Origin of the sequence: Longibacter salinarum (assembly GCF_002554795.1) — a bacterium.
Taxonomy (GTDB): domain Bacteria; phylum Bacteroidota; class Rhodothermia; order Rhodothermales; family Salinibacteraceae; genus Longibacter; species Longibacter salinarum.
Genome location: NZ_PDEQ01000006.1, coordinates 68,773 through 85,284 on the forward strand (window position 1 = coordinate 68,773; position 16,512 = coordinate 85,284).

The 16,512-nt window shown below is 57.9% G+C and carries 12 protein-coding genes and 1 tRNA gene; 7 read left to right on the top strand and 6 right to left on the bottom strand.

Translation table 11 applies throughout. The features are described 5' to 3' along the window. Positions 1-14: 14 nt before the first annotated feature. The 5 genes from CRI94_RS12090 to CRI94_RS12110 all read right to left on the bottom strand — a co-directional run bounded on the left by CRI94_RS12090 (position 15) and on the right by CRI94_RS12110 (position 8,635). Positions 15-3,026, bottom strand: a complete 3,012-nt coding sequence (locus CRI94_RS12090; RefSeq protein ID WP_098076089.1) for a PAS domain S-box protein — start codon at positions 3,024-3,026, stop codon at positions 15-17. A gap of 286 nt (positions 3,027-3,312) precedes the next feature. Continuing rightward, entirely contained in the window at positions 3,313-3,531 is a 219-nt protein-coding gene (locus CRI94_RS12095; protein ID WP_143815394.1) for a hypothetical protein, read from the bottom strand. 765 nt (positions 3,532-4,296) lie between these two features. Beyond that, positions 4,297-5,508 carry a sensor histidine kinase gene (locus CRI94_RS12100; protein WP_098076091.1) on the bottom strand — a complete coding sequence of 404 codons (1,212 nt, stop codon included), beginning with the start codon at positions 5,506-5,508 and terminating at the stop codon, positions 4,297-4,299. A gap of 72 nt (positions 5,509-5,580) precedes the next feature. Then, positions 5,581-7,086, bottom strand: coding sequence for an ATPase domain-containing protein (locus CRI94_RS12105; RefSeq protein WP_098076092.1), 1,506 nt, complete (start codon positions 7,084-7,086; stop codon positions 5,581-5,583). Between the two features lie 553 nt (positions 7,087-7,639). After that, the gene (locus CRI94_RS12110) at positions 7,640-8,635 is read right to left on the bottom strand and encodes a hypothetical protein (protein WP_143815395.1); all 996 of its coding nucleotides are present in this window, start codon (positions 8,633-8,635) and stop codon (positions 7,640-7,642) included. A 255-nt stretch (positions 8,636-8,890) separates the two neighbouring features. Here CRI94_RS12110 and CRI94_RS12115 point away from each other — a divergent pair, with 255 nt between their 5' ends. The 5 genes from CRI94_RS12115 (at position 8,891) to CRI94_RS12135 (ending at position 14,117) form a co-directional block, all read left to right on the top strand. Continuing rightward, positions 8,891-9,046: a DUF1328 domain-containing protein gene (locus CRI94_RS12115; protein WP_098076095.1), complete on the top strand. Its 156-nt coding sequence runs from the start codon at positions 8,891-8,893 to the stop codon at positions 9,044-9,046. A 195-nt stretch (positions 9,047-9,241) separates the two neighbouring features. Then, entirely contained in the window at positions 9,242-9,976 is a 735-nt protein-coding gene (locus tag CRI94_RS12120) for a hypothetical protein (protein WP_098076097.1), read from the top strand. Positions 9,977-10,045: 69 nt separating this feature from the next. Further along, positions 10,046-11,050 carry a formate/nitrite transporter family protein gene (locus CRI94_RS12125; protein WP_098076099.1) on the top strand — a complete coding sequence of 335 codons (1,005 nt, stop codon included), beginning with the start codon at positions 10,046-10,048 and terminating at the stop codon, positions 11,048-11,050. Positions 11,051-11,649: 599 nt separating this feature from the next. Further along, complete coding sequence (locus CRI94_RS12130; protein WP_098076101.1) at positions 11,650-12,777, top strand: hypothetical protein; 1,128 nt, start codon at positions 11,650-11,652, stop codon at positions 12,775-12,777. A 233-nt stretch (positions 12,778-13,010) separates the two neighbouring features. Continuing rightward, complete coding sequence (locus CRI94_RS12135) at positions 13,011-14,117, top strand: type I restriction endonuclease (RefSeq protein ID WP_098076102.1); 1,107 nt, start codon at positions 13,011-13,013, stop codon at positions 14,115-14,117. A 67-nt stretch (positions 14,118-14,184) separates the two neighbouring features. Here CRI94_RS12135 and CRI94_RS12140 read toward each other — a convergent pair. Continuing rightward, positions 14,185-14,268: transfer RNA gene (locus tag CRI94_RS12140), tRNA-Leu, on the bottom strand. Between the two features lie 260 nt (positions 14,269-14,528). Between CRI94_RS12140 and CRI94_RS12145 the strand changes: the two genes are divergently transcribed. Together CRI94_RS12145 and CRI94_RS12150 are read left to right on the top strand one after the other, a co-directional pair. Continuing rightward, on the top strand, positions 14,529-15,134 hold the full coding sequence (locus CRI94_RS12145) for a hypothetical protein (protein WP_098076104.1): 606 nt from the start codon (positions 14,529-14,531) through the stop codon (positions 15,132-15,134). Positions 15,135-15,294: 160 nt separating this feature from the next. After that, positions 15,295-16,287, top strand: coding sequence for a LacI family DNA-binding transcriptional regulator (locus CRI94_RS12150; RefSeq protein ID WP_098076106.1), 993 nt, complete (start codon positions 15,295-15,297; stop codon positions 16,285-16,287). Positions 16,288-16,512 lie beyond the last annotated feature (225 nt).

The following is a 16,512-nucleotide window of genomic DNA, read 5'->3' on the forward strand; positions in this document are numbered from 1 at the left end:
AAGAAGCCCGAGTCTTAGTCGTGGAGGGCTTTCTCCCGCTCGTGCTCATTCTCTAGCTGTTCCTCCTCGCTGTCGTTGCCGGGCGAAGAATTGCTCGAAGTGGCCGGCGTGGGGAGATGAATGACGAAGCGTGCGCCTGGGTCATAATCCGCATCCAGTTCGATCGCCCCCCGCATCGCGGTTACAAGTCGGCGCGTGATAGCAAGGCCCAGGCCGCTGCCCGTATCGGTTTCGCTCCGTTCGTCCGGGTCCTGTACGAACGGTTCGAATAGATGGCTACGCATCTCCTCGCCGATACCCGGGCCCGTATCTTCGATCACAAGCTCGACGTGGTCATCCGCGTGGCTGGCTCGAAGGGTCACGCACCCACCCTCGGGGGTGAATTTCAGGGCATTGCCGACGAGGTTGTCAAGCACTCGTTGTAAGGCCGCACAGTCCGCCCGAGCGAAGAGTTTGTCGTCATCTGCTTCGACCTTGAGTTCAATATCGGAGTCGTCCGCGCGCGGCGTGTACACCTCCATTGCTTCTTGAATCTCTCCGATGACATCCACGGTGTCGACGTCGAGCTTCCACCGGTCGGCTTCGAGCTTGGAGAGGTCAAGCACAGACGATATCGTGTTGAGCAGTCGGCGTCCGCTGGTGCCGACGAGGCCTGCCAGATGGTCGTACGGCTCTGGGACTTCCTCCTCCAAAACCTCGGCGAATCCGATGATCGAGGTGAGAGGCGTTCGGATCTCGTGGCTCATATTTGCCAGGAAGATCGACTTCAGGCGCTCCGCTCTTCGGGCCTCGTCGCGCGCTTCGTCGGCTGCCTCCTTGGCACGTCGAAGTTTGGCCTCGCGCTCCTCGCGCATCGTGACGTCCCGGTATTTCCAGAGGTGGCCAAACCGGCTGCCGTCAATATGAATCGGGACGTAGTCGCATTCAAGAACGCGTCCATCGTCGAGCTCAACCCGTTCGCCAACCGTCGTCGTCCGCGCGTCCATCAATTCGCTTAGACGGTTCAGTGTCGCATCGGGATGCTTCAGGACTTGTACCGATTCCAGGGCGAGATCACGCGCGTCCGAGCCAATCAGGTCGGTCGGGTCGACATTGATGTTGAAGAGGTCGCAGAATGGCCGGTTGACGAGACGTACGAGGCGATTCTGGTCCTCGACCAAGACGCCCTCGTGGAGACTCGTAAGCAGGGCTGCAAGCCGTTGGGCCGTCACCCGCAACTCATCTTCGACCTCCCGACGGTCCGTGATATCCTGGACGGTGCCCCAGATACGCCCCGATCGGTTACTTCCCCGCTCCACCTCGCAGCTGATCCGAAGCCACCGCCGGTTCCCTTCGCCCGTGATTGCGGGCACGGCAATATCGAACGGACGTCCGCCGCGATATGCCTGATGCATATGCCGGAGGAGGCGCGTCCAGGCTTCATCCCCGAAAAAGTCGGAGCCGTCCCGCGGGTGGAATCGGTACTGATCGTCCACCTCGAAAATTGTCGCGAGGTGCTGCGTGTGGGTGAAGTTCTCCGTCTGATCCTCGTACATCCAGCCACCCACATTGGCGACCTCCTCCGTCTTCTCCAGAAGTCGCTGGCTGTCAGCGAGCGCGCGTTCCTGCATGCGACTTTTCAGCGCCGCTCGAACCCACTGGACGAGGGCCTGGAGAAAGTCGCGGTCGTCCGTCGTGAAGGGTCGGCTGCGCGACCGTCTGGACGCGAAGGAGAGCGTACCGTATAGCGATCCGTCTACGTGGATGGGGGCGCCGAGAAACTGATTCAGGCCGAACCGTTCGTAACAGGCCGCGTCAGCAAGCTCGCTCTGCGACGTATCCCCGATGGCCACCACGTCATCCTCGCGAACGGTGAATGCGCTGTAGGTGTCTTCCAGGTCGTACTCATTTCCGACCGCGTAAGCGTCGTCGCCGGTCGAGGCTTCGATGACAAAGGTATCATCATGAATCCGGCTGACGATCCCAACCTCCGCTCCGAGAAGGTCCGTACCGAGGTCGAGCACGCGTTGCAGCTGTTCGTCTGTCGGCCGGTCCTGCTGCGAAATAACGTCGTACAACAGTCGCAGGCGTCGCTTCTGGAGCGACAGTCGTTCTCTGCTTTCAACGAGATCGTTCTCGCGACGCTTGCGAATGGTGACGTCCCGCGTGACGACGAGCAGAGCGGCTTCGCCCTGACTGTTGTCCGTCGTACGCCCAATCGACTCCACCCAGATGTAATGGCCGTCCTCGTGTCGAATGCGGTACTCGGTGCGAACCTCGTTCGCCCCGTCCACGGCGAATGCGAAGGTGTCCCGGACCCGGGCGACATCGGCGGGATGCACGTACTCGAATGGCAACGAGCCGAACAGGCGGTCCGGGTCGCGCCCTACGAGGTCTCGAATGGACGGAGAGACGTAGAGACGACGGCCTGCTTCATCGTGGAGCGTGACGACGTCAGAGATGTTCTCCGCCAGCAGACGATACTGGTTTTGCTGACGTTCGAGCGCCGTCTCCGTTCGCTTCTGCTCCAGCACGTTGATGGCGGTGGCGACGATGACGGGCCCATCGGCACCGGACACACGGGTTCCGGTGACGCGAACGGGGATCCGTCGCCCCCCGTGCGTTGTCATGGTCGCTTCGAAGCGTTGCGTGCCACCGGAGAGCAGAGACGAAAATGTGTCGTGTATCAGTTCCTCATCCGAGGCGTCGAAGAAGGAACTGACGGGGCGGCCGACGACGGATGCGGGGTCATATCCGGACACGCTCCGGAATCCGTCGTTCCATCGCTGTATCAAGAGGTCCGGTCCCACGATGAAGAAGACGCCGGGAAGGTGATCGACTGCGGACTCGATGATGCCTTCCGGCCGACTTCGATTGGTGCTTTCTCGCCGCTTGAGCATCCATTCGATCGCGAATGCCATCAATACGCCGATCGCGGCAAGCCAGGGGAGAGGAACCCAGGGCGAGGCGATTGCGAGAAGGAGGATCAGGCCTACGCCTCGGAACGCGATTAGGCGAGAGGAGAGTACGGATGGAAGCGAGGACATGCGGAGAGAGGGGGCGAGCGCCGGGGGGATGCTCCCGACGCCAACCCGGCGGCGGGACACTGCATACTACAGGAAAGATCTAGACGCTTCAAGGATCTATGTGCCTTCCGATACAAGCACGTACTAACATAATATCGCCTCGCGATTAAATATCCAAATCGAAATTGAAAAAAGAATATTCATTTTAAGGACGAGGGACGTATGGAATCGTTACGTGAGTAACGAGGGTAACATTGGGTTGCCGAAGGTGCACGTCGGTGATCGATGCGGCGTGCAGGATCCGTGTTTAGTTCAGCCTCTTCACACCGCGCATGGTTTTGGGATCGATAAGCCGATCGATCTCGAAGCGAAGAACATCTTCGAGGGTCCACCCCTCTGGCATCGGTCCTTCTGATAGATGAACGCGCAGTGTAATGCGACCTCGGCTAGCCGACACGGTCTGTACGTCGGTGTCAGCGTCGTCGATGGCGGGAGAGATCTCAAACCCACGGTATGATGAACTCATGAGGTAGCGGTGTTGCATCCGGGAGGTACGTAGAGCAAGCAGGACATTCTGAGCATGGCTGCCTACAGCGTTGGTGTCTACCAACGGCTCGACCGGGAAGTCGATTCATCGTGCAACCGAGGTTGTAGGTGCACCTCGTACGGACGTAACAGCTTAGTGACTCGTCAGTATCGAGTGCGTCAAGATTCGGTGGACCCCACTTATTATACGACAAGTTGTTCTACCACGCGACATCAGGAAGGGGAAGTATGACAGAGAGACCCCAAGGACCAAGCGCACACCCTTCGGCCGAACACGATCGAACCACCGAGTAATCAGAGATGAAATGCCGGCATTTCAACCCGCCGGATCGACACGTCCGCCCTTTAACGACCCGAGGTGATCGGGACGGTAGGCACAAGTTGCCGGGGCGGAACGAGCGTACTTTAGCGCCGAGTTCGGCCTAAAGTACGGATGGAGTGAGAGAAGAGCGAGGCGCCGGGACGGTACGGGTCCCAGCGCCTCGTTCTATTTTACTCCGGTTCTTTGCGGCTCGTCCGGTCGCTGCTGACATGCCGACAGCTGTTCAGCCGCTTCAATGTAAACTGCGAATCCGGTCGTTTCTCCGTGTCATCGGCCTACCATAAGAAGGGGGGACCGTATTTCAGGTCATAAGCAAAATGGGCCGTCCGTCAGGCCGCTTCGATCGGCGTCTAGGCCCTTGCGTACCGAATGACAACAGAGGCGCTGTGTCATGCTGCCTGGTGAGGCCGGACAAATGGCAGGCTATGCAGATGTGTGTATCGTGACGTGGGTGCCTTTCCCCGGCGTAGAGTCGATTTCCATGCCGCCTCCCATGAGGTCGAGGCGTTCGGCTGCACTGAAGAGTCCGAAGCCGCCTTCTTGCTTGGTCTTCTGAGCTTCAATCTCTACGTCAAACCCGCCTCCATCGTCGATCACGTGCACGACCAGATAACCGGGCTCCTCCGTCAATCGGACCGTGGCCTCCGTTGTGTTCGAATGCTTTTTCACATTGAAAAGCAGCTCCCGCACGATTTGGAATACCAGTTCACGAAGATCTTCGTCTTCTATCCGGTGCTGACCAACGGATTCGACTGTGACCTCGAGGTCGTGAAGGTTCTTCATATGAATACGAAGCCACTGCACAGCCGACCCGAAATCGTCCCCTTCCAGAACCGGAGGGCTGAGGTCGGACGTTAACTTGCGGGTCAGCGCGAACGCATCCTCGACCCAGGTGCGAGCTTCCTCCAGATGTTCGTGGACCTTCGACATCGACCATTCCTCCATCTGACTGTTCACGGCACTCAGCTTCAGATTGACGCCGTAGAGAAGTTGCTGAAGATCATCGTGAAGGAGCTGGCTAATCCGACGCCGCTCGGCCTGCTCGGCGCGCGTCAGCCGGCCGGCGAGTCGGCGCAGGTCCGCGGTCTGCTTCTGCACGCGATCATCTAGCGTTTCATTCGTCTCGTGAAGGGCCTGAAGGGCATCACGAAGCTTATACTGGCGTCGCCGGTTTCGTAGCGCGGCTTCCATGATCGATACGAGAACAGCTGGACGAATGGGGCGGTCCAGCATGGTGACGCCACGTTGAGGATTGACCTGTCTCAGCCGATCCGAAAGCTGAGCGCTCCCGTGCTCGTTGCTCACAAACACCTTGACCGGTAGGTCAGACCAGGGAGGTTGGGAATCCAAAAATTCCGCAATGCAGGTCGCGTTCTCTCGATTCGTGGTGAACACTTCTTCTGTGAGAAGGGCAGCCCCCGCGCCATCTCGGACGAGGTCACAGAATGCATCGGCGTTCTCGCAGATTGCGATCGCCATCCCGGCGTGTTCGAGCGCCTGACGGATGAGTCCGGCTGTACGACCAACAGGGGCCCACACCACAATGCGTTCTGCGTTCGAACTGCTGTCGGATGGCACCGACGATGTGGACGAGGAGTTGTCGCTCAATACGGTGCTCTTTGTTGCTTCTCTCATTGGGTCGATGGATTGTCCGCCTACGAAAAGGAAGGTGGCATCGGTACCGGTACGTATCCTCGACACGTCCGTCTATGTATCATCGTCGCTCGCGTCTGTGCCCGCTTCGAGGGAATGTCCCAGCAGCGTACCAACGGCTTCGGTCATGGGGGCGCCGACCTTTATCAGGCCGTCTTCGATAAACAACTCGCGGATTCGTCGCTCATGAGCACCATACCGTTTTTTATAGACGGAGACGGCCCGGCGGAGGGCGCCGTCGATTTCGAAGTGTTGCGTCGTCAGGATGGCATCTGCGAGGTAGCTGATGTCGATCGGCCCGCGGAGCTGGTTCTGGTGCTGACTCTGTTCGCCGATGACACCGTGCTGGGCGACCACAAGGATCGTTAAGACGCCCTGCCGACTGAGATACGTGAGAAGGTCCTGGATTTTTGTGATCAGGTGGCGCTGGTCCGGCATCGCGCTGAGATACCCGGTGAGCGTATCGATGATAACGACACGCACGTCCCGCTCTCTGACTTCTCGGCTTACGGAGTAGGCGAACTCGCCCGGCGTGATCTCTCCACTCATCACTGCGTGTAGGCTCACGCGTCCCTCCTCTACATGCTGCGTAATGGGCATGCCGAGGGCCTCTGATCGACGAACGAATATTTCCGGTCGCTCGTCGAAAAGAAACACAGCCGAGGAATGGTTTCGCCGAGCCGCCGCATCCGCGTAGAGTGTGGCGAGACTCGTCTTACCGGTGCCAACCGGCCCGAGAATGAGACACGAAGTTCCTTCTTGTAACCCCCCGCCCAGGAGGTTATCCAGGGACTCAATTCCGCTCGTCAGCGCTTCATTCTGCTCGGACGAGGAGACGTGGTGGGATCGGAGACGGGGAAAAACCTTCAGTCCACCGGTCGAAATTCGGAATTCGTGCGTACCAGATGCGTGGTCGGTACCACGGAGTTTTACGATATGCAATTCGCGGCGCGTGTCTCCATAATTGGTCCGCGTTTGCTCCAGTAGTAGAGCACCGTACACGAGACTCTGCAGCACATCCTCTCCCGGAACGACGCTCTGGTCGTCGGTCAGCATGACCGTGATGTCCCGGCTGCTGAAGAATCGTCGCAACGCAAGAAGTTGTCGGCGATACTGAGCGGCCGACCGAACCAGGAGGCGCAAGTACCCGATCCCGTCAAAGACCACTCGGTCGGGCTCTGCGCGTTCGACCGCTTCCGTCAACGCCCTCACCGTTTCGTCGAATTCGACATGCTCATCGTGGAAAATGACCTGTTCTTGTTCGACGCTACCCGGTGCTTCCACGGGAAGATCATCGTGGACGCGAATTCCCTCAAGCGAAAGACCTGCGCCCCCGACGTTGCGCCGGAGCCCCTCCGCACTCTGCGACAGGGAGATGAACAGGCACGACTCGCCGTTTTCGACGCCGGCGCGTAGAAATTGTATGCTGAGAAGTGTTTTCCCCGTCCCGGGCGTGCCTTGCACGAGAAAAACTTCACCTCGAGGTAACCCCCCACGTAGGATGGCGTCGAGACCTTCGATTCCGGTCGGTACGCGTCTACTTGCTCCTGGGGTGGCCATAATGTTCTAACAGTAAACGTAACCTGTTTATTTAATAAGGCAAATTGAACATTTATCGGCGGTTTGTCAAACAATCTGTGAATGTTAACACTCGTCCTGTACAAAACGCAGTATCAGACGAGAGGTTGGCACGCGATGAGGCGTCAGTCGCGTGCCTTTTCACAGAAATGATTGGTTATGCGCCGGGAGGGCTACGCGGTGCCCAGGGTATCGATTGCGAACGACCGCTTACTTGACAGCAGAAGCAATCTGCTCAATCGCCGCCACATCAACATCCGCAAGACGGACACAAGCACGTTTAGCATGGAGCGCCTGTGCAGTTGCACCGCCGGTACGGCCGGCGTCTCCGATGACAACGGATGTGCGTCTGTCGATGTCTGGATCCATGCACGGCGAAGACCCCAAAGGTAGCAGCATGTTGATCGCCTCCACGATTCACCGCGTGATCTTGGTCCGGGTAATGGCACTCAGACGATAATTTTTTTGCAACGAGGTGTTGTGCGCGAGCTTGCTCGTCCCGCACTCCGTGTCTCCGACGCATCTATTTTCGTGATTACGGACGCGCGTCCACTTGCTCCAGCACATCCCAGATGTTGGTCGACCAGTAGGCCGATCGCACGTGCTCGACAAGCGTCATTTCGTAGCTATTATCTTCGGCCCGGATGGAGAGCAGGCGCCGGTCCGGGGTGATGCTGCGCGTGTATATTTCGGACGAGGCGCTGCGCTCGGCGATGAGGGAAGGGACAGGCGCATCGTACGCAACGCGGATACGTTCAGCTTGGAACGCTCCAGCTTCCGTTTCGACGGTCGTCGTATCGATGAACGATGTCCGAGCAGCGATGGGTGGACCGTCGGGGCGGAGCACGGTAAACGACACGTCCGAGGTATCGTCTCCAGGAATGGCGCGAATAAGCAGAGGCACGTGTGCGGGCGGGATGGCGCGGCTGGAGCGGCCCTGCGGTATTTCAAGCGAACGTTCGGCATTTCCATAATCATCGCTGCGCTTCCGGAAAACGACGTTTCCGTCCGGCGGAAAGGCATATTCGCGGTAGAGGTTGGAGCACCAGTCGAAACTCGTGAACGACTGCTTGATCGGTGCGAGATCCGAGCGTCGGGCGTTTACCACCCAGTTTCGCTTGTACTGATAGGATCCGCTATTTACTTCATAGAATAGGGCCGACTTGAACGCCGCGACGCCCGAGCCATCCGTCGTCTTCGTCATGCGGTCTCTTGAAAAATTGTGCTTGACGAGGTACGTCCCGACGGTAAACGAAGAAGGTTCGGGGCGCTCGTACACGTTGTACGAACGGTTTACCTCGTAGAAGGCGATTTCGGCCTGACCGTCGTCCCAGAGCGGATCTTGCAGGAATGTCGAGTCAACGGGAAGCTCGGCACCGGCGAGGCCATCGGCAGATAGAGCGGATGTCGTTGGTTGCTCGCCCGTGCAGCCGAAAAGAAGGATGCCGATCATACATAGCGCCATCAGATACGGCGCGGAGGAGTGCATCGGCAGGCGAGTCATCGTGGACGTGCGCAGAGGGAAAGGCATCGAAACGTGGGTTGATACGTGCGGGCACCTGCGATTCACTTGCACCGGGTGCGTTACGTATACGTCGCAAGGTAGAAGCGGTGCGTCACGGATGTAAAGTCATTGGCAGTGGCTGCGATCCGTTGAAAGGAATTCGATTGGCCTCCGTACGTCATGCAGTTTCGATAGGTGGGAAACGAAACGACCACTCGTACCAAGGCCGATGCACGGGTACGACAACGTCTGTTATCGATCTCTTTCAAAAAAGCACTCACTATGCTTCGATACGCGATCCTTTTTCTCGTGGTCGCTATCATCGCTGCTATTCTCGGATTCGGTGGCATCGCCGGTGCGTCGGCGTGGATTGCCAAGATTCTTGTCTTCGTGTTTCTGGTTCTCTTCGTCGTATCTCTCATCTCCGGACGCTCGTAGTCCGCCCAAACTGCGACCTACCAGCCGATCCCCCGCGCGTTGATCACGTTTTACCGACAACCGGGTCGCTCTTTTCCAACACTGGGTCATACGCGAAAAGCCGTTGACGGCAAATCGATTGTAGCCTGCAGCCCGAGACGGCGATGTCGTTGAATGATCTGACTCCGTACTAAGAACCAGACCCTCCGAATACATATGAAGATCCTCCTTCGCAGTCTTACCGTTGTCTCGCTCTTTCTGGCTGTCGTGCTTTTTGCCGGATGTGGAGACGAAGAGAAGTCGTCGGCATCCGCTACGCCGAAGACAAAAGCAGAAATAAAGGAGCAGGCACAGTCCCTCTCCGGCGAGATTCGGGCGATGCTTGCGCCGGCAAGGGTTCGTATCACAGAGGTGCGTCAGACGCTACAGGCGCACCGATCGGAGGTTGAGCCGGAACTGGACCGGAAACTCCAGGAACTCGAACAGCTTCGGGATTCGCTAGATCAAGACCTTCAGCGATTGACCGATGACGATGTTGACGTGAGCGAGAGCGAGCGCGAGCAGATACACCGGCGCCTTGACACGTTCCAGCGACGTCTTCGCGAAACGTACCTCCGGTCCATCCAACGGCGCGATGATTTCTACAAGGCGGTGAACGATCGTTTGGACGAGCTGACGAGCCGGATTAACCGTATGGAGCTCGAACTTGAGGAAGCGAAGACGGCCGGGGATCCGTCGTACTGGCAACGGATTGCTGAACTGCGAGAACAGCGGCAACTTCTTTCGGACCGACTCGAAGGACTACCCTCCGGGGCCGAAAAGGGATACCGGGATGAGAAGCGAAAAATCGCCGGGGACGTCACGCAGTTCGGTCTGGAGGTAGATCGTGCGGCAGACTCTCTCTACGCGGCTCTGGCTGCGAAGGGTAAGCTCACGAGAGAGCCGTCGTAACCGGTGCGATGACGAAGCCAAGAGCTTAACTCAACGTCTGTACTCGACTGTTTCTAACGTCCGCTGCTCATGCCTTCCCGGTCCTCAGATGATCACCGAGACGCAAGCAATACGTCTAGCGCTGCTTCAGCGTCGGCGGGGGACGGCACCTCGTCGTCTGCAACCCGGGACTCGGATCCGGATGGCGGACGGGATGCGCCCGACCCGGCCCCAGACGCCGGTGGCGTTCTTGAGGACCGCTTTTCTACGGACGAAATCTTTCGCCGGCTTGTTGCCGCCGCGGACGAGGAATTCGCCCGATCGAATCGCCTTCTCTTTCTGAGCGGCCTGGCAGCTGGACTGTCGATCAGTCTCTCCTTTCTCGGAATTGTCGCGTTGGAATCGAGGTTGAGCGGAGCAGGGGCGCCACTCGTGTCACGACTGATGTATCCGGTCGGGTTTTTCTTCGTCGTGATGGGGCGATATCAGCTGTTTACGGAAAACACGCTGTCGCCCGTGGCCCTCGTGCTCACCCGGCGCGCAAGCCTTCCGCTTCTGTTTCGCGTGTGGGGGATCGTGCTCCTCGCGAACGTGGTCGGAGCCGCGGCGTGCGCCCTGGTCTTCGCATGGACGGGCGTCTTCGACGCGGCGATGACCGAAACCGGGCTGAAGTACGGCGAGCACTTCGTCAAGCTGCCGTGGGATACAGTTTTCTGGAAGGCGATCTTTGCCGGGTGGCTCGTGGCCGGAATGGTGTGGTTGAACTTTGCGGCGCGGAGCACGACCGCCCGCTTCTTCATCACCTTCATTCTGATCTACGTCGTGGCCGCCGCGGACCTTGCGCACTGTATCGTCGGGTCGACAGAGACTCTCTTCGCTGTCTTTCGTGGAGCCGTGACCTGGAAGGCGTATCTAATCGACTTTCTTGCTCCTTCCGTGCTCGGCAACACCGTCGGTGGGGTCCTGCTCGTGGCCATTCTCAACTTCGCGCAGACGGAAGGGGAGATGTCGACGGACGCGCTACCGCACCGGCGGATCCTGACCTGGCGTGAATGTATCGTGGGCGAGGATCGGGAGGAGCGCATGGAGTCGTAAATCAGCGTAGGACGCCCGAAACCTTCGGTAATTGCTGTGCAGAGCCGAAGGGATTGGTTTGTCAGCACGCCAGACAAGGCCCATTGAAACGCGTCCCAGTTCCGGCTGTGGGCGCGTTTGATATTTCTTGATGCCGCAATCAAAGGAGACTGTTGTCCTGTGTCACGCTTGTCCGGTGCGTTGGCGTCGTGATCCGTTGGCAGGTTGTTGATGAGACGAAGCCGGTGTACCATATCGTTTTAGGCACCGGGTGGCGGTGATTTCTGGACATGCGTGGTGGCTTACGCCGATCCAAGAGACCGTTCTCGACAAGTGGATACTGTTAAAGTGTATGTCGATTAAGTGATGTGTCCGAGAAGGCGCAGACATTGGTGTCCGCATATCGACGTTGCATGCGCTTTGACGGACGTGATTGCGAGATCATAGGAGGGTGATGTATGTCGGTGTAGTAGTGAGTTTGTGTGCCAGGTTCGTCCTCTGCACAGACTGTAATGCTCGGGGGCAGTTCGGTATTTCCCGTTAGACGATGGTGGTTTCGGCATTTCGAGCAGAGGGCAACTGTCCGTCTGATTGCGCCGTCACTAAATTCCTGAAACGCCATGAACACTCGTCCGCATTTCTTTACCCTGGTATCAGATCATCTCGTTCGGGCCTCTCTAATCCTGGCCGCGGCCTTTCTTGTTATCACCGGATGCGACTCTTCTTCCAATGGCATCGTTGATGCCTCCTCCGACGAGTTCTCGAAGTCTGCGAACGGATCATACGAAGTGTGTGAGTATGTCGACTTCAATTCATTGTCGCACGGGGATGCGATCACGTCTGGGTCGATTTTCGGAACGACGCTGTCATTCTCAGCCGATCGATACGCGCCGGGCGCGGCGGCCGGGATTTCACCCGTTGCGTTCGACACCGATCTCGATGGAACCGTTAGCCCCGATCCCGATCTCGTATGGAATAATGGCCAGTGTGCCGACTGTGACGGGCAGGGTCGTCTCCTCGTGATTCCGTCGAGCACGGGATTCGCCGCAGACGGCGACCATCAGTGGGGCGGAAAGGTAACGATTTCTGGCTTCTCCGGGTCGGGGATTTACATCAAGTCGTATGTGACTGTCGACAATGAGAGTTACGAAGCGCCGGTGTCCCTGTACGTGGACGGTGTTCAGGTTGGCGCGTCAACCGGTCAGGGGAACGGATCGGTTGAAAAAGTGACGACGACCTCCACGCCTGTCATCAATAACTCGATGTTGTTTACGCTCGGAACGGAGACGCTTGATAATCAAACCGGCTCCGGTGGCATCGACGATCTTGAAATGTGCCGCATGGTAGAACGGGGCGACGAAGGGTGCACGCTGGGGTACTGGAAGAATCATACGGGAGACGGCCCGGGGAATCAGGAGAATGCCTGGGCCGCCACGGGATACTCGCCGTATCAGACAGTCGGAAGCGTGTTCAGTAGCGCTGCTGCGTACGGTCTGGACGACGACACGCTCCTGGAGGCCCTGAGCTACAGAGGCGGCCCCGATGCTACGGCCGCTGCGCGTCTCTTGCTGAAACAGGCTATTGCCGCCGTTCTGAGTAGCGCGCATCCGGACGTGGCGTATGCCGGCCCATCTGCTTCCACGACGATTGCGAACGTGAATGCGGCTCTGGATTCAGGCGATCGGGAGACGATGCTGGATCTGTCGTATGAGCTCGATGAGTACAACAATGCGGGGTGCCCGCTGTAGCATTCTGTTCTTCTGGAAGGTAAACGCCACCCGGTTCGCTTCGTGCGGGCCGGGTGGCGTCTTTTTGGGATGTGAGATAGGGGGTTGGGTGTTCTTGTGTTAGAGTGTTTGCGGGGAAGGACACGGCGTCTCGATTTATATGCATTCTGCCTTAGCACCATTTAGTTGATTTCATCCAGGCAATAACTGTATTTTGATGTAGTCATGTAAACCCAGTTACCAGGGCGTAAGTTATGGATTTCATTGAGGAGATTGCCTCGTTGTCCTCTCGCGCGATCAGCCAGATTGATCATCTGGAAACGGAGGAGGGGACGAAAAATGCCCTTGTCATGCCCTTTATCAAAGCGCTCGGGTACGACCCTTTTGATCCGACGGAGGTCGTTCCGGAATTCACGGCCGACGTAGGTACTAAGAAAGGAGAGAAAGTCGACTACGCGATCAAGTTAGAGGGTAGGCCCGTGATGCTTTTTGAGTGTAAGCATGCCGGTGCACCGCTCGACCCAGATCACGCCGATCAGCTTTTCAGATATTTCCACGTCACGGAGGCAAAAATAGGGGTCCTTACCAACGGATTAACGTATAAATTTTTTACTGATCTGGAGCAAGAGAATAAAATGGACGAGCGTCCTTTCTTGACGTTCAACCTTCTTCATGTTAATGAGAACAAGGTCGGCGAACTCAAGCGTCTTCGAAAATCGTCGTTCGACCTGGATGACATGCTATCTGCGGCACACGACCTGAAGTATCGAAAAGCACTTTTAGAATATTTACAAACCCAGTGGGATGAGCCGGAGCAAGAATTCGTTCGATTTATGACGGGACAGGTCTACGACGGACGAATAACAAAAAACGTTCGGTATCAATTTAGCGAGATCGTCCATGATGCTCTTCGTCAGTTCGTGAGCGACAAAATCCGTGGACGCTTAAATACAGCCTTAGCTGAAGAAGAGGCAGTTACTGACGACGCATTCAATGAAGAAGACGGTGTCGAATCCGAAGAACGAGTTGACTCACTACCAGACGGTGTAATTGCTAAGGATGGAGACGTTGTGACAACAGAGGAAGAGATGGAGGGCTTCCGCATTGTTCGCGCGATTATGCGAGAGGTAGTCGACGTTGATCGCGTCGTGTCTCGAGACGTGAAGTCGTACTTCGGGATTCTTCTCGATGACAATAACAGGCAGCCAATCTGTCGGCTGAGATTTGAAACGGCACAAAAGTACCTCGGCCTGTTCGACGAGGAAAAGAACGAGGAGCGAGTGCCTATCGACGCTGTTGATGAAATCTACGATCACGCAGATAAGCTACGCCAAACCGTCCACTTCTACGATACGGAATAGGGGCAGGTGGCATATGACGTAAAAACGCCCCTCCAGCGGTGATTGCTGAAGGGGCGTTCTGTCTTTGTACCCGAGGTGGGACTCGAACCCACAAGTCCTAACGGACAACGGAGTTTGAGTCCGTCGCGTCTGCCAGTTCCGCCACTCGGGCCTTGAGTATAATTGCGACAATCGAAATGATGTGACGGCGGGATTGGTTCCGGTCTCATCTGTAAGGTTCGGTGGATCATTTGGGAAGACGTTCGATGATGTCCACGAGAGGCGTCATCCCAGGCTGGAAAAGGTGGATTCATCCAAAGGCGCATACGAAGCGGCCGTCTGGAGCATATCGGCTTGGTATGGATGCAGGACATTGTTCGGCCCCTCGCGACATCTGCGAGGTTCGCCCCCGTTGTACGTCGTCTCCCCGCCATGTCTGCACCGACACCTACACTTCCCCGCTCTCCTGCGGCGTCTTCGGCCGCTGCCTTCTTGCCACAGCACGCCGGCGTCCTGAAGGATCGCCCGCGCCATGATTCCGCCGCGTCGAATCGGTGGACGGCCTCCGCTCCGGGCTCGGACGCCTCGTCACCGGCGTCCGCCTCACCCGACACGGTGGCCGGGACCGTCGCCACTCGCGACTGTCTGAAACGATGGCTAAAAAAGCAGGTCCGCGCGGCGGATGTCCGCTGGCTGACGAGTATCGCGGCGTCGATCGCAAACGGAGCGAGAGACGCCCGGGTGCTCCCGGCCTTTACAAACGTCCCAAAACGGACCGGGACTGCGCCGCTCGACCTGGGCGCGTCGGATCTGTCGCATGCTCGCTCGCTAAACCCCGACTGGGACCCATCGGATTGGACGGTGGACCAGGCCGCGCGTGTGTTGATTCTGCTCTCCCTACCGACGGACGATCGAACGGACTATCTGCGTCGCCTGCGCCTTCTGCATCGTACGGCGGATGAACGTGAAGCCGTCGCGCTCCACAGTGCCCGGCCGCTGTTGCCGTTTGTCGACGACGCACTGCCCACGTCCAGATAGATGTCTCCGTTTTCTTCGAGGGCCTCGTGAGGGGCCGCTTCATCCGGCTGTGGCGCCGGTGGGAATCCCTTCGCCGAGAGGACAGTAGAGAGTAGGAAATCGGTTAACCCTTCAGGTTGACCTCCCGATCTCTCACCGACGCGACCGAAGTGATCCTCTTATGGCTGTCACCATTCGTGATGTGGCAAGCGAGGCCAATGTCTCGGCGACAACTGTCTCCCGGGTCTTCAACCACACAGACCTCGTTCGGCCGGAAACGGTCGAGCGCGTGCGCCGAATCGCTGACGAAATGGGGTATCAGCCGAACGCGACGGCCAAGAGTCTGAGTCACGGTCGCACGGACGCGATCGGTGTTGTTCTGCCGGCGCCGCACGGTGAGTTTTTCTCTGAAGTGATGCGCGGGATCGATGAGGTGGCGCAGTCCTCTCATTATCATCTGCTGATCTCGAGTTCGCACTACAATCGCGATGAAGCGGAGGCGGCTATGCGTGCGCTGAGCGGCCGTGTGGATGGGCTGCTGGTCATGACCACGCACGTGGAGGCAGACGATATCCTGCAGACGCCGCGCCCGGATGTGCCGGTTGTCTTCATGAACAGCTCCAACGTCGGGCCGGATCATGACGCATACGACATCGAAAACCGGGAGGGAGCCTACAAGGCGACGAAGCACCTCATCGAGCGCGGGTACAGAAACATCGGCGTGATCACGGGGCCGCGCAACAGTCTCGACGTGCAGGAGCGGCTGTCCGGATTCCGTGACGCGCTGTCTGACAGCGGGCGAAATCCGTCCGAAGCGCCGGTAATCGATGGCGACTTTACCCGCGCGAGCGGATACGAGGCGGGGAAACAGATTCTGGAGCTCGATCCGCGTCCCGATGCCTTCTTCTCGTGCAATGATTACATGGCGATCGGGGCCATTTCGGCATTTCAGGAAGCAGGAATAACGACGCCGGGCGACATCGCAATCGCCGGCTTTGACGACATTCCGAGCGCGCGCTACGCATCTCCACCGCTGACGACGGTTCGCGTGCCGGTCTTCGATCTCGGCCGGCGGGCTGCGCAACGGCTGCTCGATCGAATGGCTGGTCACTCTGAGATGCCCATCGAGGAAGCAACTCTGGGTTCCGAACTCGTCATTCGATCGAGTACGTGAATGACAGAGTCCGACTAGCAGTCGGCCTGACCACATCTGCTTTCTTTACGTACGCACACTCAAGGGTGCCGCTTCCGGTCGGGGAGCGGCACGCTTATTTCATCGGATGACCGATGTCTTGCATCACCGTCCGGCGCGTCACAGTCGAAGATATGCCCGGTGGCACAATCGCATGGGTTGAACGAGCGTCTAGACGGCTCGTCCTACCGGACGCGATCCTGCTTC